This is a genomic window from Mycobacterium sp. (assembly GCF_025965855.1).
GTDB lineage: Bacteria > Actinomycetota > Actinomycetes > Mycobacteriales > Mycobacteriaceae > Mycobacterium.
Genome location: NZ_JAOPWB010000087.1, coordinates 1 through 21,415 on the forward strand (window position 1 = coordinate 1; position 21,415 = coordinate 21,415).

The following is a 21,415-nucleotide window of genomic DNA, read 5'->3' on the forward strand; positions in this document are numbered from 1 at the left end:
TGGTGAAGGCTGCCGACGACCAGCAGTGGGCGCCACCGAGTGTTGGCCAACGCGATGCGCAGCAATACCTGGTCGAGCTCGCTGAGCTCGCCGACAAATGCCGAACCTGGCGGTGAAGGCAGTGGGCCGAAAACCGATCTGCACATCGCGTCAACCTCGCTGCCCCCGGCACGGTGGACGGCTCGGTACCACGGGGCGTTCCAACGCACCTGTTCAGTGACCACGTCGGTGACCGTGACGGCGTCGTCGAAGGTATCCAGATCACCGATGGCGGCCGGCGTGACAAGGCGAAATATCCCCGAAGCCTCTGCGTGGCCGAGCGCCCAGACTATCCCGCGCAGGGGCCTCATCCGGCCCGCCAGCGTCAGCAGCAAAGCTGTGCAGTCCAAGCCTGTAGGTCCAACCAGGACCGTGACACCACCGGCGGCGATGTCGAGGTCGAGCGGCCCAAAGATAGTGCCCCAACGGCCCGTCATCGCAATATCGCGTGCCACTACTGCCGGTGCAACCGGCCCGGCCGCTTCGGTTCCGGCAACCGACATGCCCGTGTCCCTTCTGTCCGCGGGTCGGCCCACCCTGGCTCCCGATCAGGCCTCATCACATTGCGCAACCCCGCACTGGAGGCAGTCGTTCGCGGCGCCGCGAGGGCAGCCACCCCCCGCGCAGCAGTTGCAATTGCCGGGAGAAACGTCATGGTGACGAAACCGGCAGCTCCGCCTTGCCTCGCCCTTCCGGCACGCAATTGCGAAATGAGCGGCGCGACCGGCGGCGGCGAGCGCATCGAATTAGCCGACGATGTCAGCGCCGCTGAGTTCGGCGACGATCCGCAGGGACGCGCACGCGTTTTCTCGTCGTAGACGGTGGCCACGTCGGCTTAGGCGGCGACATTGGAGGCAAGATCTGTCATCTCGCGCCCGCCGGTGTTTTGGCGAACTCGTTGACGATGGTCTCGCAGAACGCAGGCAGGTCCTCGGGCCAGCGACTCGAGGTCAGGTTGCCGTCGATGACCACTTCCTGGTCGACGACGTTGGCTCCGGCGTTGCGCAGGTCGGTACGCACGCTCGGCCACGACGTCAATGTGCGACCACGGGCGACGCCTGCGGTGATGAGTGTCCATGGGCCGTGGCAGATGACGCCGACCGGCTTGCCCGAATTGACGAAGTCGCGAACGAACGTGACCGCAGCGGTGTCGATCCGAAGCTTGTCGGGATTCACGGTGCCACCCGGAAGCAGCAGCGCGTCGTAGTCGTCCACGGATGCCTCACTGACCATCCGGTCCACGCCGAAGGTGCCTGCCGCTTCGAGGTCGTGGTTCATGGCCTGGATTTCGCCGCTCTTCAGCGACAGCAGAACGGTGTGAGCGCCTTCCTGCCGCACCGCGTCGCGGGGCTGCTCCAGCTCGATACGCTCCACGCCGTCGGCAGCGAGGATCGCAACGTTCTTGTCTTGCAATGTGTTCGCCATCTTAGAGGTCCTTCCTATCGGGGGCTGCGCCACAGGCTTCGGGTGATCGGTGGACCGACAGTTAACGGTTCCCGAGCAATGGCCATGCTCGGACTGCCGCCCTGCGCCGCCTAACCAAACCAAACGCCAGCATCCACAGAGCACCGCCAACGCCGTCAGCCAGCCGTAGACGTATCGATCGAAACCGCATCAAAGCCGTGGGTCTTCCGGATCTGCGGCTAATGGCCCAAACCCAAAAACGAATCCGGCGGCATCATTAGGAACGAACCTGCCGTAACCTCAGCCGTAATGCGCTCCCGAAGAATGAGTTTGGCAATCCTTCGCGGCCGTTACGAGCGCATGGCGGGCCGAAATTCTCCGTCCCGATTCGTCCTGTCAGCACGAGCGTGGCGTCAGGTACGAGCTGCGAAACCACCGATTGGCAAGGCTGGTGCGCATGCGCCGCGCACTCTGGCTGCAGTCAACCACCGTCGATGTGATGTCGCCTCTACCGATCGAGGCCGCGGCTGCCGTCAGAAAATCTCCTCTTGCACTCCGCTGGGTCCGTCGTACTCGCGATCGGGCAGCTTTTGAAGCGCGTCCATCACCTCACCACTTGCGCCGTTGTCTTTTGCATGGGCAATCAGCTCATCCTTGCGCGCCGGGTAATCCGTGCCGGCGAGCGACTTTTGAACATCTATCGGGCTGGGCATTGTGGTCACTCCGTTCATGCGTGGTCAGTCCCGAAATACCCGGCCCCGCAACCGCCAAACCCCTTCAGATACCGGCTCATCCCGAGATTTCTATTGGTCTGGTGGTAGGCCACTCGGGGCTAATAGGCTGCGGATGCGACTCGTTGACAAGACCCGCTGCTCGCGGCGGGCGTTCGGCCTGGGATGTCGAATTCAGTCCGCCTGCTTGCCGCCGTCACCGTGGCGGCGCCCCAACATGCAAGGTGGGCCTGATCCCACACGACCGTACCGACGACAAACCCCGCGGATTCTGTCGCCAGGGCGCTGTCATAGACCTGGCATCCTGCTTGGCTGAATGCGACAACTCCCGGCGCATCCGTTTGGAGCGGCCCACATTTGAGCGGCACACCAGGAGCTGGAACTGAACTATGTGAGAGATGCTGGACGGCTCCCCGTCGTCACCACGAGACGGGAAGTTCGACTAGCCCACCGGCGAGCACGTCGCGACGCGTGGGCAGTGTCGCGGGATCGACCGCCAGGCGCATGGACGGGAATCGTGGAATCAATTGCGCGAAGACCATTTTCAGCTCGATGCGCGCCAACGGGGCTCCGATGCAATAGCGGACGCCGTGTCCGAAGGTGAGGTGCGCGCTTTCCTTGCGCGCGACGTCAACGCGCTGCGGGTCGGCGAATACCGCGGGGTCGTGGTTGGCCGCTCCGATGTCCAGCAGTACCAGGTCTCCGGTGTGGATGGCGACACCGTCGATGTCGAAGTCTGCGCGCGCGTAGCGAGGAATGCCGCCCACTCCGCCGCCGGTCGCCGTCGCTCGCAGGAGCTCCTCGACGGCGTGGGGGATCAGCGCGGGGTTATCGACAAGTGCCCGCCACTGATCGCGATTCGTCAGCAACAGCATTGCCCCGAGCCCGATCTGGACCACCGTGGTCTCGTGCCCGGCGAACAGCAAGAACATCGACATGGTGGCGGCCTCCTCGTCGGAGATGCCATCGGTCGCGCACAGCCGAGACATCACGTCGTCACGGGGATGCGTGCGCTTGCGCTCGACCAACGTGCTGCCGTAACGGAATAGCTCGGCCAGCCCGCGCTCGGAGCGGGCGTGATCGCGCACGTTGCCGGCGTCCTCCGCCCACGTGCGGAACTGGTCACGGTCGGTATAGGGCACTCCGAGTAGTTCGCAGATCACCAGGATGGGCAGCGGCTGCGCCAACCGCGCGTGCAGATCCGCCGGCGGCCCCTGCTCCGCCAGTTCGTCCAACAGGTCGGTGGTGAGCGCTTCCACCCTGGGTTCCAGCGACCGTAGGTGCCTGGGTGAGAAATGGGGCTGCAGCAGTGCCCGCATCCGCGCGTGGTCGGCCGCCTCGGTGTCGAAGTTGCCCAGCGGGCCACCGAACAATGCGGATTCTCCTGTACGCGCCGCCGTTTCGGGTTCGGGATGTGAGCGACCGAGGCGATCATCGTCGAGCAGCCGTCGCACCTGGGCATAGTCGCTGACCAGCCAGGCCTGGTCGCCGACCGGGGTGCGCACCCGGTGAACGGGCGGTCGGGTGGATGTCATCGCATGTCGCCGCCAAGTAGAAGAAGCTTTATACAAGGTTACTTATACACTCAGCTCTACACAAGAGGAGGTTGCGTGACGACTGTCCGATCCGAGCCGACCCGGCGGATGCCGCGGGCCCAACGGCGCGAACAGATCCTCGAGGCCGCCACGCGCGCCTTCGCCCGGGGGGGGTTCGCGAACACGGGGCTCGATGCCATCGCCGCGGAAGCCGGTGTCACCCCGGTGATCCTGTACCGGCACTTCGCTTCGAAGGCTGACCTGTATCGGGCAGTCATCGCAAGTGGTCACACGCGGCTCCGCGAAGCCGCCGGCGGGGACAACTTCGACGACACCAGTCTCCCCGCGCTGATCCGCTCCGCCGCTGCGGATCCGGACGCCTTCCGGCTGCTCCACCGTCATGCCGCACGCGAAGCGGAGTTCCGCGACATGATCGACACCCTCATCGAGGGTTCGGCCGAGATCACCGGCCGCTACCTCGCGGACATCGCCGACGACCGATGGCGCAACTGGGCGGCGCGCCTGCTACCCACCATGACGATCGACGCCGTCATCGCCTGGCTCGACGCCGGCCAGCCCGACCCCGATCAGGCCGCCACTCGAATCCGGAGCATTGTCGACGCCGTGATCCAGGCGGCCTCGGGCTGAGTGCGCGGCGGTCGCCAGCTACTAGACTGACGAGCCGTGGCCGAACCTGCTGACCCCGACGTGGTATCACCCCGTCCCGTATTGGTGGTCGACTTCGGCGCGCAGTATGCGCAGTTGATCGCCCGCCGGGTCCGGGAGGCGCGGGTCTTTTCCGAGGTCATCCCGCATACCGCCTCGGTCGAGGAGATCAAGGCCCGCAATCCGGTGGCGGTCGTGCTCTCTGGAGGGCCGGCCAGTGTCTACGCCGAAGGCGCTCCGCAGCTCGATCCGGCGCTGTTCGACCTGGGGCTGCCAGTGTTCGGCATCTGCTACGGGTTTCAGGCCATGGCGCAGGCCCTCGGCGGCACGGTAGCCCACACCGGCACCAGCGAGTACGGCCGCACCGACCTGAAAGTCGTTGGTGGTGAACTGCATTCGGGCCTGCCCGATCTCCAGCCGGTCTGGATGAGTCACGGCGACGCGGTCACCGCGGCGCCGGACGGGTTCGACGTGGTCGCCAGCAGCGCGGGCGCCGCGGTGGCCGCCTTCGAGAACCGGGACCGGCGCCTGGCCGGGGTGCAGTACCACCCGGAGGTGATGCACACCCCGCACGGGCAGCAGGTGCTCAGCCGGTTCCTGCACGACTTCGCCGGGCTCGGCGCGGAGTGGACGGCGGCCAACATCGCCGAGGCGCTCGTCGAGCAGGTGCGTGCCCAGATCGGCGACGGCCACGCGATCTGCGGGCTGTCCGGCGGGGTGGATTCGGCGGTGGCCGCCGCGCTGGTGCAGCGCGCCATCGGCGAGAAGTTGACCTGTGTCTTCGTCGACCATGGATTATTGCGAGCCGGCGAGCGCGATCAGGTGCAGCGCGATTTCGTGGCCGCCACCGGCGCCAATCTGGTCACCATCGATGCGGCGGACACCTTCGTGCAGGCGCTGTCGGGTGTGACCAACCCCGAAGGCAAGCGCAAGATCATCGGGCGGCAGTTCATCCGGGCGTTCGAGGGTGCGGTGCGGGATGTGGTTAAGGGGGATGGCTCTGACGTTGAATTCCTGGTTCAGGGCACGCTGTATCCGGACGTGGTGGAGTCCGGCGGGGGCAGCGGCACCGCGAACATCAAGAGCCACCACAACGTCGGCGGCCTGCCGGACGACCTGAAGTTCAAGCTCGTCGAGCCGCTGCGGCTGCTGTTCAAAGACGAGGTGCGCGCGGTCGGGCGGGAGCTGGGTCTGCCGGAGGAAATCGTTGCGCGCCAGCCATTTCCGGGACCGGGGCTGGGCATCCGTATCGTCGGCGAGGTCACTGCGCAGCGGCTGGACACGCTGCGGCGCGCCGACTCTATCGCGCGCGAGGAGCTCACCGCCGCCGGCCTGGACAGCCAGATCTGGCAGTGCCCTGTGGTGCTGCTGGGCGACGTTCGCTCGGTCGGCGTGCAGGGCGACAACCGGACCTACGGGCACCCGATCGTGCTGCGGCCGGTATCCAGCGAGGACGCCATGACCGCCGACTGGACCCGGGTGCCCTACGAGGTGCTGGAGCGCATCTCGACCCGGATCACCAACGAGGTGGCCGAGGTCAACCGCGTGGTGCTGGACATCACCAGCAAGCCGCCCGGCACCATCGAGTGGGAGTAACTCGGCCGACGATCGCCGCGAAGGTGCACTGTCGACGCCTCTTCTCGGAAATGTGTTGCCAGTTGCACTTTCGCGGTGTGTTACTCCACGAATTCGCGCTTGCCGTAGGCGATAGTGGCCGTGTCCCAGCTTCCGCCTGCTTCGCCGACGAGTCGGCGGGCAAGGTCGAGATCGTCGTCTCCGGCGACCAGGATCAGGGTGTGGTCGGTCGTGGTGACAGATCCACCCCGCAATCGGTTGCGGGCGGTCGGATCGGCCACCAGCGCGTCGCCGAAGCGAGCGATGTCGACATCGGGCACGGCAATGATGATCGCGTCCTGCTGCGGCGCATTCTGCGGCAGGTAGTCGAAGGTCAGCACCGCTTCTTGGGTGAACTGGCGGCGCAGCGCCTCGGCGGCGGTGCGCGACGAACCGTCGGCCCCGTACAGATGAAATTCACGCGAGCGCTCATGGGTGCTCTGCTGCAGCGCATTCGACCAGTACACCCCGTCGAGCGGGGTCGATCCCATCACCGCCGCGCCGTTCAGCGCGAGCGTCACGTCGGCCTGCATCTCGAACAGGGGATCGGTGTCGTCGGTGGCGAACAGCTCCGCCTGTTGACAGGGAGCGGCTGCACTTGGCGCTGGAAAAGTGGTGCAAAAAAGCACCATCAGCCCCACCAGCACCGAACGCATAAAGCAGCCTCTCACGTCGCTTGACGGTTGTCGGAGGGTGGGTGTTTACTCCAAATATATCGAACATGCGTTCGATGCAGCGTTTAGTGGGAGGCAGTCATGACCGCGGCTTTCGCCTCCGAAAACCGCGCTGAGCAGCTGGAATCGCTGCGCCGGCGGATGGCGGAGCTGTCCGGGCGGGCCGTCGCCCCCGCCGATGACCCGCTGCCGGATTCGGAATCCCGGCTGGCGCTCCCGCGCTGGCTTGCGGAGTCACTGCCGGTGCCGTTGCCGCGGGGAACGGTGGCGGTGCTGTCGGGGGCCCGGTCACTGCTGCTGAGCATGGTGGCCGCGGTGACGGCGGCCGGGGGCAACGTCGCCATCGTCGGGCAGCCGGACATCGGGCTGCTGGCCGCCGTGGAGATGGGGGCGGATCTGAGCCGGCTCGCGGTGATACCGGATCCCGGAACCGATCCGGTCGAGGTGGCCGCGGTGCTCATCGACGGCATGGATCTGGTGGTGCTCGGCCTGGGCGGGCGTCAGGTGCCGCAGACCCTGGCGCGGGCGGTGGTGGCGCGGGCCCGCAACAAGGGGTGCACCCTGCTGGTCACCGACGGCGACTGGCAAGGGGCGCCGACGCGGCTTGCCGCCCGGGTCTGCGGCTATGAGATCACGGCGGATAGCCGGCCGGGCTTTGGGCGGATCAGCAGGGTGCGGCTGCAGGTCAGCGGGGTGTGCGCGGGCAGACGGGTGATCGGCCGGGCGCGAGCCGGGTGAGTTCGGGTGTCTGGTTCCCGGGTTTTGGCGATCTGGTGCATGGACTGGCCCGCGGTCGCGGCGTCGGCGGCGGCGGACCTGCCCGCGACGGCCCCGATCGCGGTCACGTTGGCCAATCGGGTGATTGCCTGCTCGTCGGCGGCCCGTGCGGCGGGAGTGCGGCGGGGGCTGCGGCGACGTGAGGCGGCGGCGCGTTGCCCGCAACTGCACGTCGCGCCGGCCGACGCCGACCGCGACGCCCGCTTCTTCGAGGGGGTGGTCGCCGCGGTGGACGACCTGGTGCCCCGCGCCGAGGTGCTGCGGCCCGGGCTCCTGGTGTTACCGGTGCGCGGGGCGGCCCGCTACTTCGGTTCCGAGGAGCAGGCCGCCGAGCGGCTGATCGACGCGGTGGCCTCGGCCGGCGCCGAGTGTCAGGTCGGGATCGCCGACCAGTTGTCCACCGCGGTCTTCGCCGCGCGTGCGGGCCGGATCGTGGAGCCGGGGGACGACGCGAGGTTTCTGTCGGTGCTGTCGATCCGGCAGCTCGCCACCGAGCCGAGCCTGTCCGGTCCCGGGCGCGAAGAGCTGACTGATCTGTTGTGGCGGATGGGAATTCGGACCATCGGGCAGTTCGCCGCGCTGTCCCGGACCGACGTGGCCTCCCGGTTCGGCGCCGACGGGATGACCGCGCACCGGTTCGCCCGCGGCGAACCCGAGCGTGGACCGTCCGGGCGTGAGCCGCCGCCGGAACTCGAGGCCGTGCTGGACTGCGATCCGCCGATCGACCGGGTCGATGCCGCGGCGTTCGCCGGGCGCTCGCTGGCCGGCACGCTGCACCAGGCGCTGATGGCTGCCGGGGTGGGCTGCACCCGGCTGGCCATTCACGCCGTCACCGCCAACGGCGAAGAGCTGACCCGGGTGTGGCGGTGCGCCGAGCCGTTGACCGAGGACGCCACCGCCGACCGGGTGCGCTGGCAACTGGACGGGTGGCTGAGCAACCGGACCGCCCGCGACCCCCGCCCGACGGCCGCGGTGACGCTGTTGCGGCTGCGGGCGGTGGAGGTGGTGTCCGCCGAGGCGCTGCAGCTGCCGCTATGGGGGGGTCTCGGCGAGGAGGACAGGCTGCGGGCCCGCCGGGCGCTGGTGCGGGTGCAGGGCCTGCTCGGCCCGGAGGCGGTGCGGGTGCCGGTGCTGTCCGGCGGTCGCGGGCCGGCCGAACGCATCACGTTGACCCCGCTGGGCGACGAACCGGTGCCGCGGGCCGACCCCGGTCCGCCGTGGCCGGGCCAACTGCCGGAGCCGTCGCCGGCCGTGTTGCTGGACGACCCGGTGGATCTGCTTGACGCCCAGGGGAATCCGATACGGGTCACAGTCCGGGGGATGTTCTCGGCCGACCCCGCCCGGCTGACGGTGCGCGGCCGGGACGAGCGGCTGTGCTGGTGGGCCGGGCCTTGGCCGGTCGACGAGCGGTGGTGGGATCCCGACGCGACGGGCCGCGCTGCCCGCACCCAGGTCCTGCTGGAGGACGAGCGGGCGTTTCTGCTGTGCTACCGCCAGCGGCGCTGGTACCTCGAGGGAAGCTACGAGTAACGGTGCTTATCCGGTGGGCCGCAACGCCTCTGGCGTCAGGTCCTTCAGCGAGGCGTACGCGTCGACCGCCATGATCAGATCCGCTTCAGCCAGCAGGGAGCGCAGCACGTGCACGATGTCCTCGACGCCACCGAGCGCCAGGCCGTAGGCGTAGGGGCGGCCGATCCCCACCGCCCTCGCTCCCATCGCCAGGGCCTTGATGATGTCGGCGCCGCTGCGAATGCCCGAGTCGAACAGCACCGGCATCCCGTCCGCTGCCTCGAGCACCCCCGGCAGGCAATCCAGGCACGGCAGCCCGCCGTTTGCCTGGCGGCCGCCGTGGTTGGAGCAGTATGCCGTCGGCCCCAATCTCTTTGGTGCGGCGGACATCGTCGGGATGACAGATGGACTGGCCGAGCTAGCTCGCGGCGGCCGCAAGCTGCCCGAGCTTCCGTAGGGACGAGCCGATTACTTCGCGCTGCATTTCTAGACGCGCCGCCTCGGACTCCGGGATGTCAACGTGCACAGAAATGTTTGTGCCGCCGCCGTCGGCCGGCTCGAGATGCCATTGAAAAACCAGATCCGACACCATGCAGGATATTGTGACGCGCTTATCTTGTGGGTGGGCATCCAAAGCCTGGGGCATCGGGAAGTCGGGGTAGCCCTCGACGAACATGGTGTAGTCGCCGTCGCCGCCGGGGACGGTCGACGCGATCCCGGTCCACCACTCGGGAAACCGCACCGGGTCATAAAGCATCATCCAGACGTCTTCTGGCGCGGCGGAGGTCTGCGTCGAATCGTCAAAGCTTGGCATGCGTGCTCCTCGTGTTGAGTTGGGCGAGATCGGCAAGCACGGCCTCGAGCTCTTCGGTCGGGGAGACTTGACCGATCACCGGCCGGCCTAAGTCGGCGAGCGCGGAAGTTGATCCGGTCGCGTCGGCGGTGACGATGCGGCGGCGCCAGCCCGCGGCGGCGCGTTGTAGGTAGCGTTCAGCCTCGACGCGGTTCCCTTGCGCTGCCGCGATCAGCCCACGTACCGACGCCATGCGCGCGACGAGTGTGTCAGGCCAGTCGGCGGGCCCGACCGGTTCCAGCGCGGTCGCGGTAAGTTCCTGTTGGGCATCGGTCAGCCGTACCAAACGGGTCAGCGCCTCCGCGCGCTGTAGACGCGCCAACGGGCGCCCAATCGAGGTGGTTTCGGCGCTCAGGGCCCGCCCGAGGCACTCGGCGGCGTCCTCGTAGTGTCTGGCGCGCAGCAGGATACGGCCCGTTTCGGCGTCAGCGGTGGCGGCGAGTTCCGTGCCGCCGATCCGCTCCGCCAATCGCTGGGTTGAGCTGGCAACGCGCATTGCCTCCGGATGGCGACCAAGCCGGGACATCAGCCAGGCGCGGGAGAGTTGCACATCGGCCTCGATCGCTAGCGGCAGCGCTCCGGCGCTGGGCATGGTGCCGATTTCATCGAGCAGTTCGAGAGCCTCCGCATAGGCGCCAGTTGATGCTAAACCCGCCGCGGCGTTCAGTAGCGATCCGTACATCAAGTCAAGACGTCCGACCGACCTGGCGATTGCGGCAGCCGCTCGCCCTGCATCGCCGACCTCGTCAAAGCGACCATGCCGTATGTGGGCGAGCGTGCGGGCGATGTGGCGGCGGATGTCGCGGATCGGGTCGGTGGGAAGCCGCCCGCATTGTGTGTCGATGCTGTCAAGGATTTCCTCGCATGCCGCGGGGTCGCCGGCCATCGCCTCGCACAACGCGAGAAACGCTTGCGCCTGAAGCCGCAACCGCAACGCCGAGACCCCCGCGGTATCAATCATTTCCAGTGCCGTGATGACCGCCTGCCTGGCCACCAACGGCCGGCAGAGTGGGCCGGTATTCCACTCGGCCCAGCGGATGTAGGTGGTCACCACACCGAGCCGGTCGCCTGCGGCGTCAAGCGCAGTCACCGCGCGGTCGAACCGCCCTTGTGCTTGGTCGGCCATCCCGCGGTGCGCCGCCACACCCGCAAGTTCCAGCACAATCTCGACATTGCTGGGCTGTAAAGCGGCGGCTTCACCCAGCAATTCATCGGCGCGGCTGAGCGCCCCGAGCGACATCGCGTGGTTTGCCGCTCGCACCAGAAGCCCCGCCCCGCCGTCGCGGTCGCCAGCTGCCAGCAGATGCCGAGCGGCCTCGCCGGCCAATTCCGGCTCGCCGTTCTCGTCGATATCGTGAGCCGCGGCGGCGTGCAGCCGCATCCGTTGCAACTCAGGCAGATCGGCGTAGTAGGCGTCGCGCACCAACGCGTGCCGAAAATCGATTGCGGCGTCAACGATCTGCAACAGTCCCGCATCGCCCGCCGCTTCGAATGCCGCATCGAATTCGCCGTCGTCGGGTGACCCTGCCCGACGGCGGGCGTCTTCAACGCTCAAGGGCCGCCCGGCCACCGCCATCACTTCGCACAGCGCACGCGCGCGCGCCGACAGATGTCTTCGAGAGGCCCGCACGGTAGAGCGCAGCCCTTCGGCTATGTCCGCATCACCTCGCGCGATCGCGCGCGACGCCTCGACCGCCAGCAGCGCATTGCCGTCCGCCGACGCGACCACGGTGCCGATCGCGTCGTCATCGATCACTCCAGCATTTCGGGCTATCTCGGCAATCTCTTGCTGTCTCAAAGGTTCCAGCGCGACATCGGCAACCAGCGCAGCGCAGTGACGCGCCTGTTCCTCGGCGTCGGCCAGCGCGGCCGGCACGGGACGGGGGCGCCGCGTCCACACCAGCAGCACCGGCAGGGTCTGCACGCGCCGACACGCACGCGCCAGTACCATGGCGCTGGCCTCGTCGCAGCCGTGCATGTCCTCCAGGACCGCCAGCAGCGGCGCCTGTGCTGCCGCGTACGCGAGCAGATCCAAGAGTCCCTCCATGAGCCTGGCCTGCTCGAAATCGGGTGGGCCGGGAGCGGTCGGCTGAATCATTGTTGGCAGCAGCGGAGCCAGCGCCGTCGTGAACGGCTCCCCGAGCGGAACGCCACCGAGGCTGCGCAGCAGCCCGGCCGCCAGCTCGGCCCATGGCCAATACGGCGGGCAACCGATCGTGGGAGCGGCGCCCAGTGCGGTCAGGCCCCCGGTGTTGGCCGCCAATTCGGTGAGCTCCGCGACCAATCGGGTCTTTCCGAGGCCCGGCTCGCCGCACACGACCGCCACTCCGCCTTCACCGCGACGCGCTGAGCGCCAGGCTCGTCCCAGCGAGTGGAGCTCCGCGTCTCTGCCAACCAGAGGAGTCAACGCCAGCCGGCGTAACACCCTGGGCGCCTGAATCTTTCGGCGCTGATCCTGTTGGCGGCCGCGTATTTTCTCGGCCAGCTGCCAGGTTTCGTCCGCAGGGGCAATCTTCAATTCGTTGCGGAGCCGGTCGACGATCCGTGTGTAGACCGCCAGGGCCAGGGAGCAGTCTCCGGCCTCGTCGTAACGGCGCATCAACAGGCGAGCACACGTTTCAGACTGTGGATTCAATTCCGCGGCGAGCCGAGCCCGCTCGATGGCCAGGGCCGGATCGCCGTTGGTGGCGGCCTTGTCCGACTGGTCCCTCAGCAGCGCGATCACCTTATCGCGATGGGACTCGCGCGCGAGAACCGCCCACTCATCGTCGAGGCCGGCCAGCAGCTCGCCCGCTGATATGGCCAGTGCCTCCTCGAGGCGGTCCTCGGCGACGAGCTCGTCGAATCGGGTGACATCGACGGAGACGTTGCGCAACCCGATGCGGTTACGTGAGGTGTCCAGCACCTCGTCGGCGTGATCGCTAAAAGCGCGCCGTAGCGCCCACAGCGCCGTGCGCACGCTGCTACGGGCGGACGAATCGTGGACATCCGGCCACAGCGCCGAGGCGATTTCGGAGCGGCTCCGCAACCCAGGATGGATGGCTAGCCATCCCAGCAGGGCGACTGCGCGGATGCTGTCCGGCAGGCCCACCGCAACACCGTCGTAATCGATGCGGATTTCGCCCAGGACGCGAACCGAGACCGACAGGCCGGATTGGTCGGTGGCCATCGCGACTCCCAGTGACCTTTTGCGCTGGCCAATCCTAACAGCTGGGCACGAGTTTGCTCGCTGGGAAGTGGAAGTGGTGCCGGCCGGTCGATTGACGCTGGATTGACGGTCGGTTTCAGACCCTGGGCTCGACAGATCAACGATTCCACAGGAGAAACCGTCGTGTCCCAGGTAATACGACCGCCCGCTGTCTACTCGCCGGCGAGCAACGCACCAGTCCTCATTACCGAGAAGCAGGTTGCACTAGGCACCGCAGCGGCCGTATCGGTCGATTCGCGTCGCCGCCGGTGGCTGACCACCGCGCTGCTGACCAGTATCGGCCGCGTACTGACTCAGCCGGCCGAGCCCCGACCGTACCCGAGGCGCCGCGAGGCTGCGTGTTTCGAGGCGGCGCGGATGTCTCGCGAAATGGATCGGCTGTGATCCGGGTGGCGTCGCCGGCGCCTCGCCGAAACGAGACAACCGATCTGTGTAACCACGCGGTGGTGCTGGGCGCCAGCATGGGCGGGCTGCTCGCCGCCAGGGTGCTCGCCGACTTCTACCAGAGCGTGACGGTGGTGGAACGCGACATACTGCCGTCAGCCCCGCTGAACCGGCGCGGCGTCCCGCAAGGCAGGCAGATCCATGCAATCCAGGCACGAGGCACCGAGATCCTCGAGGAGCTATTTCCCAACTTCCTCGATGAACTCCGCTCCGCCGGTGTGGTCAGCTGGGAGGACGGCGACTTTTCAAAGCTGTGGATTTCGGTTGGAGGACATCAGATTATTAGGTCCGGCAGCTCGCCGAGCGCGCTGTCAATGTCGATCTCGTTTGTCAGCCGGCCGTTGCTCGAATGGAATGTTCGCCGCCGGGTCCGAGCCCTGTCGAACGTCACGTTCCTCGAGGATCATGACGTGGTCGGCCTGACCGCGACGCCGACCGGTGACCGTGTCACCGGGGCCCGGATAGTCGACCGCTCAACGACCCGCCCGACCACCCTGACCGCCGACCTCGTCGTCGACGCCACCGGACGCAGTTCTCGGACACCGAACTTCCTGGACGAGCTTGGCTACGGCCGTCCCCGCCAGGACGAGTTGACCGTGCAGCTCACCTACGCCTGCCAGCTACTGCGCATCGCACCCGACGCGGTCAACGAACACATGATCGCCCTGTTCCCGACCCCGGGCCGGCCCAAAATGTTTGGGTTAATCGAATATGAAAACGGCACCTGGATGTTCGGGGTCGGTGGGCTGGCCGGACTCGAGCCGCCAGCCCTTCCCGCCGAAATGATCAAGTTCGCAGCGGATTTCGCGCCCGCACACGCGCTGCAAGCCATTGAAGCAGCGCAGCCGCTGGGCGAGGTGGCGCACCATCGCGTCCCGTCCAACCGGTGGCGGCGCTACGACAGGATGCGCCGGATACCCGACGGTCTGCTGGTGTTCGGCGACGCGATTTGCAGCTTCAACCCCATTTACGGGCAAGGCATGACGGTTGCCGCCATCGGAGCAACCGTGCTGCGCGACTGTCTGCGCCGCGGAGAGCGCGATCTGCCGCGACGCTTTTTCCGCGCGAGCGCGAAGAAAATCCGGGTCGCCTGGCAGACCGCCGTCGGGTCCGACTTGGCGCTTCCGGAAGTGGCCGGACCGCGCCCGCCGTCGATGCGGATCACCAACGCCTACTTGGAATGGGTGATGACCGCCGCCGAAACCGACCCCACCGTCGCCGCGCAATTCCTGCGAGTTATCGGAATGATCGATCCACCGGTTCGACTGTTGCGCCCGACCGTACTGCTGCGCATCGCGCGGGCCCATTGGTCTCGGCGAACCGATTCGCGGCACGTCGCTCCAGGAGGCACCGGGTCAGCGGACCGTGCGGGGTGCGATCGCGCTCCAACCGGTGAGTCGGCGCCAGACGATCTGCTTGCGTGGTGACCGGGTGACGTGCAACCACGCGGACGGCTAACCGAGCCGGCGCGCGAACGGCGCGACCCGCTCGATGAACCGGTCGAAGAACACCGCGGGGTCTACCCCAATGCCGATCAGGGCGTTGGCTTTTCGGTCGCCCGACCAATCCGGGGCCGTCACGCCCCGGGTCGGGACGTCCGCTAATTCGATGTCCACGGTGGCCGCCCTGGTCGACACGAGCCGCGGGTCCAGTGCCACCGCGGCGGCCAGCGGATCGTGCATGTACGCGACGTAGCCGTGTCCGCGGTCCTCGTGGGATTCGAAATAGAACCGCATCGCGTCCTCGATCACCCGGATCAACGGGGACGGCCCGGCCTCAGCCGCCAGCCGTGCCAGGATGTCCGGCGTCATGGCAACGCGCCGGGTGAGGTCCAAGCCGCAGACGATCGGAAGTTGTTGCTGCCCAGCCCAGCCGGCGAAGACCTCGCTGGCCGCCTCGGGATCCACCCGGATGTTCCATTCGGCCATCGGATTGGCGCCCTCCCCGAACGCGCCGCCCATGATCAACAGCCGCCGCAGCAGCCTCGGCAGCGCGGGTTCGGCGCGCAGCGCCAGCGCCAGGTTGGTCAGCGGGCCGGTGACCAGGCCGATCAAGTCGCCGGGATGGGCGCGCGCCGCGGCCACCCACGCCGCGGTGGCGTCGTGGTCGGTGAGCCGCCGGTGGGTGCGGGGGAGCTTGGCATAGCCCAATCCCGTGGGGCCGTGGAACTTTGAGTGATGGGGCCACCGGCCGCACAGCGGCTCGTCGGCGCCCTTGGACACGGGTATGGTTGGGGCCCGGCACAATTCGAGCAAACCCAGATTGTTTGCGCAGACCTGGTCCACGTGAATGTTGCCGCCGGTCGAGGCGATGCCCACCACGTCGGCGTCGGTGCTGGCCAGCAGGTAGATCAATGCCATCGCGTCGTCGATGCCGGTGTCGACATCGACGAAAACGGCGTTCACCGCCGCAACGATACGCCCGCGGTTAAGGCCAAACCGACGCGAAGGTGATCACCAGGACGTCGCGCTGCGCCGGCCCGGAGCCGTCGATCGGCCGGATCGGTGAGACGGCGTGCAACGTGCGACGGTCGTCGCCCAGCAGCAACGTCCCGGGCTCGGCCAGCGTCGTCGCCAGCAACTGCCGACCGGCCACGTCGCACACCGTGCTCTCGCCGCCGATGGCGTTGCGTCGCCCGATCAGCAGCGAGGTGACCAGGGTGACGCCGTCGCGGTGCAGGCCTTCGGGCGTGGGGCTGCCGTCGTCGTCCGCAGCGCACCGGATGCGGAACGGGTGCACTTTGACGTTCCAGTCGACCACGTCGTCCAGGGCGGCGGCGACCCGTGCCAACAGTCTGATCACCTTGTGCAGCAAGGGGTCCGCGGCGAACGCGTCGGTCAGCGGCTCGAAGTTGCGATCCTTGCCGACGTAGAGGGGGTTGGAGTCCTGCGGCTGCACGAACGCGCGCCTCGGCATCGGCGCCAGCGCCCCGTCGCGAAACGAGTATTGGCCGTAGCGGCGCAGCCGCTGCACGCCCAGCTCCGTCGCGTAGGGGTCCGGCGCCAGATGTTGCCAGTGACGGGCGAACCGGGTCCATTCTTCGCGGCCCACCTCCAGGCTTCGCGTCACGTCGAACGAGGGCAGCACGGCGACGCCCGTCGTGGCGACCAGCCGCCCCGCGGCGGCGACCGGGTCGGCGTGAGTCCACTTTTCGGAAAGGACCATCGCGCCGGAATACCGCAATCCGGTGGGGCTAAACCCCCGGCGTTTACCAGTGCACTCCGGGCACCAATCGCACCAGCCGCTTGACCGGTCGGGGGGTGCGGATGCCGCGGGTGACAGCGCGGACCGGGCGCTTCGGCCGGCGTTTGGACGGCGCCGTGGTTTCGGTGGGCAGCCCGCGCGCCGCGGCGGAATCGGGGTAGCCCAGGTAGAGCTGGTGCAGGATTCGTCGCGACGTCCTCGGCGCGAAGAAGTTGCCCACCTCGGCGAGCGTGCCCAGCGGGGTGTCGATGCGGGCCGGCTTGTCGACGAGTCCGCGCACCACCATCGCCGCCGCGCGCTCCGGGCTGATCGCCGGCACCGGGTTGAGCCGGTGCGACGGCGCGATCATGGGCGTGCGAACCAGCGGCATGTGGATGTTGGTGAAGGTGATGTGGTCGGAGAGCGTCTCCGACCCGACGACGTCGGCGAACGCGTCCAGCGCCGCCTTGGTGGGCAGGTATGAGCTGTATTTGGGGTTGCGGGCCTGCACGCCCGCGCTGGAGACGTTGACCACGTGGCCGAACCGGCGCTCGCGCCAGTGCGGCAGCAGCGCCAGCACCATCCGCACCGCGCCGAAGTAGTTGACCGCCATCACCCGCTCGTAGTCGTGCAGCCGGTCGGTGGAGTTGACCACCGAGCGGCGGATCGACCGGCCGGCATTGTTCACCAGGTAGTCGACGTGGTCGAAGCGGCCCAGGATGTCTTTGACGGTGTGCTCGACCGACGTGGAGTCGGTGACGTCGCAGGAGAACGCGTGCGCCTGCCCGCCGGTGGCGCGGATCTCGGCGACCAGCTGATCGAGCGCGTCGGCGTTACGGGCCAGCGCGAACACCGTCGCGCCGCGCTCGGCGACGGCGATCGCCGACGCGCGCCCGATGCCGCTGGACGCGCCGGTGATGATGACGTGCCGGCCCTCCAGGGGCCCCTCCGGGTGGTCGCGACGCGCGCGGTCGGGGTCGAGGTGTTCGGCCCAGTACCGCCACAGCTTGGGCGCGTAGCTCGCGAACTCGGGGACTTCGATACCGGTGCCCTGCAACGCGTTTCGCGTCTCGTCGCTGACGAACGTGGGCTTCAGGTCGACGAGGTCGAAAATCTCGGCGGGGATCCCCAGCTGGGTGGCCGCCATGTTGCGCAGCACCCTGGCGCGCCCGCGCACCTTGAGCACCGGCGCCGCCACCGAGCGGGGCAGCGACCCGCGCGCGGGGGGCAGCCCGGCCGCCTTGGCGACGCTGCGGTAAATGCCGCGCAGCCCAATGGTTTTCGGTGCGGTGAGGTGGAACGTCCGCCCGTCGCACCCGTCGGCGTGCATGAGCGCCACCAGCGCGTCGACGACGTAGTCGACCGGGACGATGTTGGTGCGCCCGGTGTCGGGCAGCAGGATCGGGGTGAACTTGGGCAATACGGCCAGCACCGACAATATTCCGAAGAAGTAGTATGGCCCGTCGATCTTGTCCATCTCCCCGGTGACCGAATCGCCGACCACCACCGCCGGGCGGTAGACGCGGAAGCGCAACCCGGGCGCCGACCGCACCAGCGACTCGGCCTCGAACTTCGTCTGGTGATAGGGACTCGGCAGCTGCTGGCCGACATCGAAGTCGTCCTCGGTGTACTCGCCGGGGAAGTCGCCCGCCACGGCGATCGACGACACGTGGTGCAGCGTGGCGTCCAGCCGCCGCGCCAGCTCGATGACCGCGCGGGTTCCGTCGACGTTGGCGGCGCGCTGCTCCGCGTCGCCGGCGGTGATGTCGTAGATCGCCGCGCAGTGCACGAGGTGATCGACATTGCCGAGCTCAGCGAGGGTCTCGTCGCTCAGGCCGAGCTCCGGCAGCTCCCCGACCAGCGGCTTCGCCCGTTCACCCCAGTCGGCGGCGAGGCGTTCGAACCGCCCCAGCGATCCGCGGCGAACCAGCACCCACACCTGGGCGTCGGGCCTTGTGTCCAGCAGACGAGACACGACGCGGCGACCAATAAACCCGGTACCGCCGGTAACGACATAGCGCATGCGGACATGGTAGCGGTCAGCCGTTGAAGTTGCGGATGCCGTCCCATTCCTCGAGCGTCCAGCCGGTCGCCGGGTTGCCGCTGATCACCACGCGGCCGGTGTTGGGCAGCGGGTGACTGGTCCGGAGGCTGTCCTTGGCGTTCTTCACGTTCATCAGCACCCAGTACTCGATGGCGTACAGGTGTGAGAACACCACGGGTTTGCTGTGGCCGCTGTCGTAGATCTTCTGGACCGCGGCGGTGAACCGGTCGTTGAACTCCTTGCCGCTGACCGACCCCGGGATGCTGTTGCCGACGTCGCCGGCGAGCCAGTCCGCGGGCGCCAGCAGGTAGGTCGAGGGATCCATCGAGACCGGCTTGCCCTCGAACCAGCCGGCGTTGATCTCCTGGATGCCCGGCAGGACCTCCACTTGCTTGTGCAATTCGGAGGCCAACGGCTCGGCGGTTTGCTGGGCTCGCGCCATGGTGGAGGCATAGACGGCGTCGTAGTTGTTGTGGGCGAGCTGGTGCGCGAGCTGTTCGGCCTGCCCCTTGCCCTCCGGGCTGAGGCCCGGCCCCGGCACCGAAGTGTCGATGATCCCGCTGGCGTTGGCCTCGGACTGAGCGTGCCGGACGAACGTCAGGGTAATGCTGCGCACCTGCGGTGAGCCGCCGCAGGCGCCAACGATGACCGCCGCGACGAGCACGGCCAGTGCTTTCCAGATCACGCTTCCCTTGCGCATGTCGATAGCCTGCCCTGCCGACGGTGCCCGGGGGAAGGGTTTGCGATGGTCTGAAATGCTTCAGTAGCGAAAAATCCTTGAAAGGAGACTCGAATGGCCATTGACCCGAGCGCGGTCGGCGCGGTGACCGAGCCGATGTTGTTCGAATGGACCGACCGGGACACGTTGCTGTATGCCCTCGGCGTTGGTTGCGGGACCGACGACCTGTCGTTCACCACCGAGAATAGCCACGACATCACCCAGCAGGTGCTGCCCACCTACGCGGTGATCTGCTGCCCGGCCTTCGGTGCGGCGGCCAAGATCGGAACGTTCAACTGGGCCATGCTCTTACACGGATCGCAAGGTGTCCGGTTGCATGCGCCGCTGCCGGCGGCGGGGACGCTGTCGGTGGTCACCGAGGTCGCCGACATTCAGGACAAGGGCGAGGGCAAGAACGCGGTCGTGCTGCTGCGCGGCCGCGGCACGGATCCGGACTCGGGGAAGCTGATCGCGGAAACGTCGACCACCTTTGTCGTCCGCGGCGCGGGTGGTTTCGGGGGCGTGCCGGGCCAGCGTCCCGCGGCCCCGGAGTTCCCCGATCGCGAGCCCGACGCCCGGGTCCCGCTGCCCACCCGCGAGGATCAGACGCTGATTTATCGGCTGTCGGGCGACCGCAATCCGCTGCACAGCGACCCGTGGTTTGCCCGGGAGCTGGCCGGGTTCCCCAAGCCGATCCTGCACGGGCTGTGCACCTACGGGGTGTCGGGCCGCGCACTGGTCGCCGAGCTCGGCAAGGGCGTGGCCGCCAACGTCACCTCGATCGACGCGCGGTTCAGCTCGCCGGTGTTCCCCGGTGAGACGCTGACCACGCTGATCTGGCGGACGGAGCCGGGCAAGGCGGTGTTCCGCACCGAGGCCTCCGCGCCCGACGGCGCCTCCAATGACGCTGCCCGGGTGGTGCTGGACGACGGCGCGGTGGAATACGTGGCGTAGCGGCTAGATTCCGACGGCGCCGTCGGTGCCGGCGGTGCCGAACAGCGCTCCGCGGGTTCCGCCGGCGGCGGCGCCCGGGGTGCCATTGGTGGCAGGGGCGTACCGGTCCCGCCGTTGCCGCCGTTGCCCGCGTTGCAGGAATGACCAGTGGTCAATGACGGAGGGCCGTAAGTTATTTCACGCGGGCGTCACTTAACCGCCGCGCCAGCCGTTCGGTGAACTCGGCGACCCGTGCGGGACTGTCCAACGCCCACAGTGCGGCAGTGGCGCGATCACCATCCTCGTTGTGCCGCACCAGGATTGGGACGCCGTCCGGACGGACGGCATCGAACGCGTCCTCGTCGGTGATGTCGTCGCCCAGATAGATCGGGACAAAAGGACCGGAGGCGGCCTCATGCAGGTGATCGATCACCCAGCGAAGGGTTTTCCCCTTGTCCCAGTCCAGATTCGGGCGCAGCTCGATGACTTCCCGGCCTGTCGTCACCCGAAGCGCGTCGCGCTGACCGGCCGCCCGGACCGCCGCGGCCACCTCGCCGACACGATCGCGCGCGGCGTTGCGGTAGTGCACGGCAACGCCAAAGCGTTTGTGCTCCACCACAACTCCGGGAACCGGTCCGAGCCGGTCGCGTAGCTCGCCGGCCGCCCGCTCGAGCACCGGGATGGCCGCCGCGGCATCCTCGTTCTGGTGGTGCGTCCCGTCGGGTGCGGTCAGCTCGAAACCGTGGCTGCCGGCATACCAGATGCCGGGCACACCGAGACGCTTTGTCACGTCGGCGAGGTCGCGGCCGGACAGCACCGCGACCGGACATTGCGCGGCCAGCTTCTGCAGCGCCTCGACGGCACCGGCCACGGGCCGGGCCGCGTCAGGGTCCTCGACGATGTCCGACAGCGTGCCGTCGAAGTCGTAGAACACGGCCGGCCTACGGTCGGTCAGGGAATCCAGGGCTTGCCCCGCGTCCGGTAGCTGGGACATACGGCGGTCCCCGGTCCGCACTGTGACCTCATCTGGTTGGGCGACCACCGCGTCCGGGCCGGAACGCCGGAGTGCGTCGCCGTTCCCGG

18 protein-coding genes and 1 pseudogene are annotated in these 21,415 nt (G+C 68.1%); 6 read left to right on the forward strand and 13 right to left on the reverse strand.

Annotated features, from left to right (window positions below):
• From JWP83_RS06585 to JWP83_RS06600, 4 genes are all read right to left on the reverse strand, one after another.
• Window positions 1–542, reverse strand: a 542-nt coding sequence (locus JWP83_RS06585) for a hypothetical protein (RefSeq protein ID WP_297727518.1), incomplete at its 3' end; no start/stop codon positions are given.
• 361 nt (window positions 543–903) lie between these two features.
• Window positions 904–1,464 (reverse strand): type 1 glutamine amidotransferase domain-containing protein, encoded by a 561-nt coding sequence (locus JWP83_RS06590; RefSeq protein WP_297727521.1) that lies wholly within the window; start codon window positions 1,462–1,464, stop codon window positions 904–906.
• 512 nt (window positions 1,465–1,976) lie between these two features.
• Entirely contained in the window at window positions 1,977–2,174 is a 198-nt protein-coding gene (locus JWP83_RS06595; RefSeq protein ID WP_297727524.1) for a DUF2795 domain-containing protein, read from the reverse strand.
• 419 nt (window positions 2,175–2,593) lie between these two features.
• On the reverse strand, window positions 2,594–3,709 hold the full coding sequence (locus JWP83_RS06600; RefSeq protein ID WP_297727526.1) for a cytochrome P450: 1,116 nt from the start codon (window positions 3,707–3,709) through the stop codon (window positions 2,594–2,596).
• Between the two features lie 75 nt (window positions 3,710–3,784).
• Here JWP83_RS06600 and JWP83_RS06605 point away from each other — a divergent pair, with 75 nt between their 5' ends.
• Complete coding sequence (locus tag JWP83_RS06605; protein ID WP_297727529.1) at window positions 3,785–4,357, forward strand: TetR/AcrR family transcriptional regulator; 573 nt, start codon at window positions 3,785–3,787, stop codon at window positions 4,355–4,357.
• A gap of 36 nt (window positions 4,358–4,393) precedes the next feature.
• Window positions 4,394–5,971 (forward strand): glutamine-hydrolyzing GMP synthase, encoded by a 1,578-nt coding sequence (gene guaA / locus JWP83_RS06610; RefSeq protein ID WP_297727532.1) that lies wholly within the window; start codon window positions 4,394–4,396, stop codon window positions 5,969–5,971.
• A gap of 80 nt (window positions 5,972–6,051) precedes the next feature.
• On the opposite strand, the gene JWP83_RS06615 is transcribed toward guaA, so the two are convergent.
• Complete coding sequence (locus tag JWP83_RS06615) at window positions 6,052–6,621, reverse strand: hypothetical protein (protein WP_297727568.1); 570 nt, start codon at window positions 6,619–6,621, stop codon at window positions 6,052–6,054.
• A gap of 123 nt (window positions 6,622–6,744) precedes the next feature.
• Between JWP83_RS06615 and JWP83_RS06620 the strand changes: the two genes are divergently transcribed.
• Window positions 6,745–7,401 (forward strand): hypothetical protein, encoded by a 657-nt coding sequence (locus tag JWP83_RS06620; protein WP_297727535.1) that lies wholly within the window; start codon window positions 6,745–6,747, stop codon window positions 7,399–7,401.
• A 39-nt stretch (window positions 7,402–7,440) separates the two neighbouring features.
• On the forward strand, window positions 7,441–8,970 hold the full coding sequence (locus JWP83_RS06625) for a DNA polymerase Y family protein (RefSeq protein ID WP_297727538.1): 1,530 nt from the start codon (window positions 7,441–7,443) through the stop codon (window positions 8,968–8,970).
• A gap of 6 nt (window positions 8,971–8,976) precedes the next feature.
• Here JWP83_RS06625 and JWP83_RS06630 read toward each other — a convergent pair.
• The 3 genes and pseudogenes from JWP83_RS06630 to JWP83_RS06640 all read right to left on the reverse strand — a co-directional run.
• Window positions 8,977–9,367, reverse strand: a pseudogene (locus tag JWP83_RS06630) (alpha-hydroxy-acid oxidizing protein); the annotation flags it as partial.
• Entirely contained in the window at window positions 9,368–9,763 is a 396-nt protein-coding gene (locus JWP83_RS06635) for an SRPBCC family protein (protein WP_297727541.1), read from the reverse strand.
• Window positions 9,750–12,971: an AAA family ATPase gene (locus tag JWP83_RS06640; RefSeq protein ID WP_297727544.1), complete on the reverse strand. Its 3,222-nt coding sequence runs from the start codon at window positions 12,969–12,971 to the stop codon at window positions 9,750–9,752. The genes JWP83_RS06635 and JWP83_RS06640 overlap by 14 nt, the downstream gene beginning before the upstream one ends.
• A 419-nt stretch (window positions 12,972–13,390) precedes the next feature.
• Between JWP83_RS06640 and JWP83_RS06645 the strand changes: the two genes are divergently transcribed.
• Window positions 13,391–14,881, forward strand: coding sequence for a 2-polyprenyl-6-methoxyphenol hydroxylase-like oxidoreductase (locus JWP83_RS06645; RefSeq protein ID WP_297727547.1), 1,491 nt, complete (start codon window positions 13,391–13,393; stop codon window positions 14,879–14,881).
• Between the two features lie 27 nt (window positions 14,882–14,908).
• On the opposite strand, the gene JWP83_RS06650 is transcribed toward JWP83_RS06645, so the two are convergent.
• From JWP83_RS06650 to JWP83_RS06665, 4 genes are read right to left on the reverse strand one after another with little or no spacing between them, the layout of a single operon-like run.
• Window positions 14,909–15,859 (reverse strand): nucleoside hydrolase, encoded by a 951-nt coding sequence (locus tag JWP83_RS06650; RefSeq protein WP_297727550.1) that lies wholly within the window; start codon window positions 15,857–15,859, stop codon window positions 14,909–14,911.
• A 22-nt stretch (window positions 15,860–15,881) separates the two neighbouring features.
• Window positions 15,882–16,619, reverse strand: coding sequence for a 2OG-Fe dioxygenase family protein (locus tag JWP83_RS06655; RefSeq protein WP_297727554.1), 738 nt, complete (start codon window positions 16,617–16,619; stop codon window positions 15,882–15,884).
• Window positions 16,620–16,662: 43 nt separating this feature from the next.
• Window positions 16,663–18,660 (reverse strand): SDR family oxidoreductase, encoded by a 1,998-nt coding sequence (locus JWP83_RS06660; protein WP_297727558.1) that lies wholly within the window; start codon window positions 18,658–18,660, stop codon window positions 16,663–16,665.
• 16 nt (window positions 18,661–18,676) lie between these two features.
• The gene (locus JWP83_RS06665) at window positions 18,677–19,381 is read right to left on the reverse strand and encodes a histidine phosphatase family protein (RefSeq protein WP_297727560.1); all 705 of its coding nucleotides are present in this window, start codon (window positions 19,379–19,381) and stop codon (window positions 18,677–18,679) included.
• A gap of 93 nt (window positions 19,382–19,474) precedes the next feature.
• Between JWP83_RS06665 and JWP83_RS06670 the strand changes: the two genes are divergently transcribed.
• Window positions 19,475–20,353, forward strand: a complete 879-nt coding sequence (locus JWP83_RS06670; protein ID WP_297727562.1) for a MaoC family dehydratase — start codon at window positions 19,475–19,477, stop codon at window positions 20,351–20,353.
• Window positions 20,354–20,525: 172 nt separating this feature from the next.
• Here the strand turns inward: JWP83_RS06670 and otsB are convergent.
• Window positions 20,526–21,415 (reverse strand): trehalose-phosphatase (gene otsB, locus JWP83_RS06675; protein WP_297727565.1); only part of this gene is annotated, 890 nt, incomplete at its 5' end.

Coding starts and splice junctions, on each gene's coding strand:
- JWP83_RS06640 (WP_297727544.1), bottom strand. CDS start 12,971: ATGGCCACCGACCAATCCGGCCTGTCGGTCTCGGTTCGCGTCCTGGGC.
- JWP83_RS06615 (WP_297727568.1), bottom strand. CDS start 6,621: ATGGTGCTTTTTTGCACCACTTTTCCAGCGCCAAGTGCAGCCGCTCCC.
- JWP83_RS06600 (WP_297727526.1), bottom strand. CDS start 3,709: ATGACATCCACCCGACCGCCCGTTCACCGGGTGCGCACCCCGGTCGGC.
- JWP83_RS06635 (WP_297727541.1), bottom strand. CDS start 9,763: ATGCCAAGCTTTGACGATTCGACGCAGACCTCCGCCGCGCCAGAAGAC.
- JWP83_RS06665 (WP_297727560.1), bottom strand. CDS start 19,381: ATGCGCAAGGGAAGCGTGATCTGGAAAGCACTGGCCGTGCTCGTCGCG.
- JWP83_RS06595 (WP_297727524.1), bottom strand. CDS start 2,174: ATGAACGGAGTGACCACAATGCCCAGCCCGATAGATGTTCAAAAGTCG.
- JWP83_RS06670 (WP_297727562.1), top strand. CDS start 19,475: ATGGCCATTGACCCGAGCGCGGTCGGCGCGGTGACCGAGCCGATGTTG.
- JWP83_RS06660 (WP_297727558.1), bottom strand. CDS start 18,660: ATGCGCTATGTCGTTACCGGCGGTACCGGGTTTATTGGTCGCCGCGTC.
- JWP83_RS06620 (WP_297727535.1), top strand. CDS start 6,745: ATGACCGCGGCTTTCGCCTCCGAAAACCGCGCTGAGCAGCTGGAATCG.
- JWP83_RS06625 (WP_297727538.1), top strand. CDS start 7,441: ATGGACTGGCCCGCGGTCGCGGCGTCGGCGGCGGCGGACCTGCCCGCG.
- JWP83_RS06590 (WP_297727521.1), bottom strand. CDS start 1,464: ATGGCGAACACATTGCAAGACAAGAACGTTGCGATCCTCGCTGCCGAC.
- JWP83_RS06655 (WP_297727554.1), bottom strand. CDS start 16,619: ATGGTCCTTTCCGAAAAGTGGACTCACGCCGACCCGGTCGCCGCCGCG.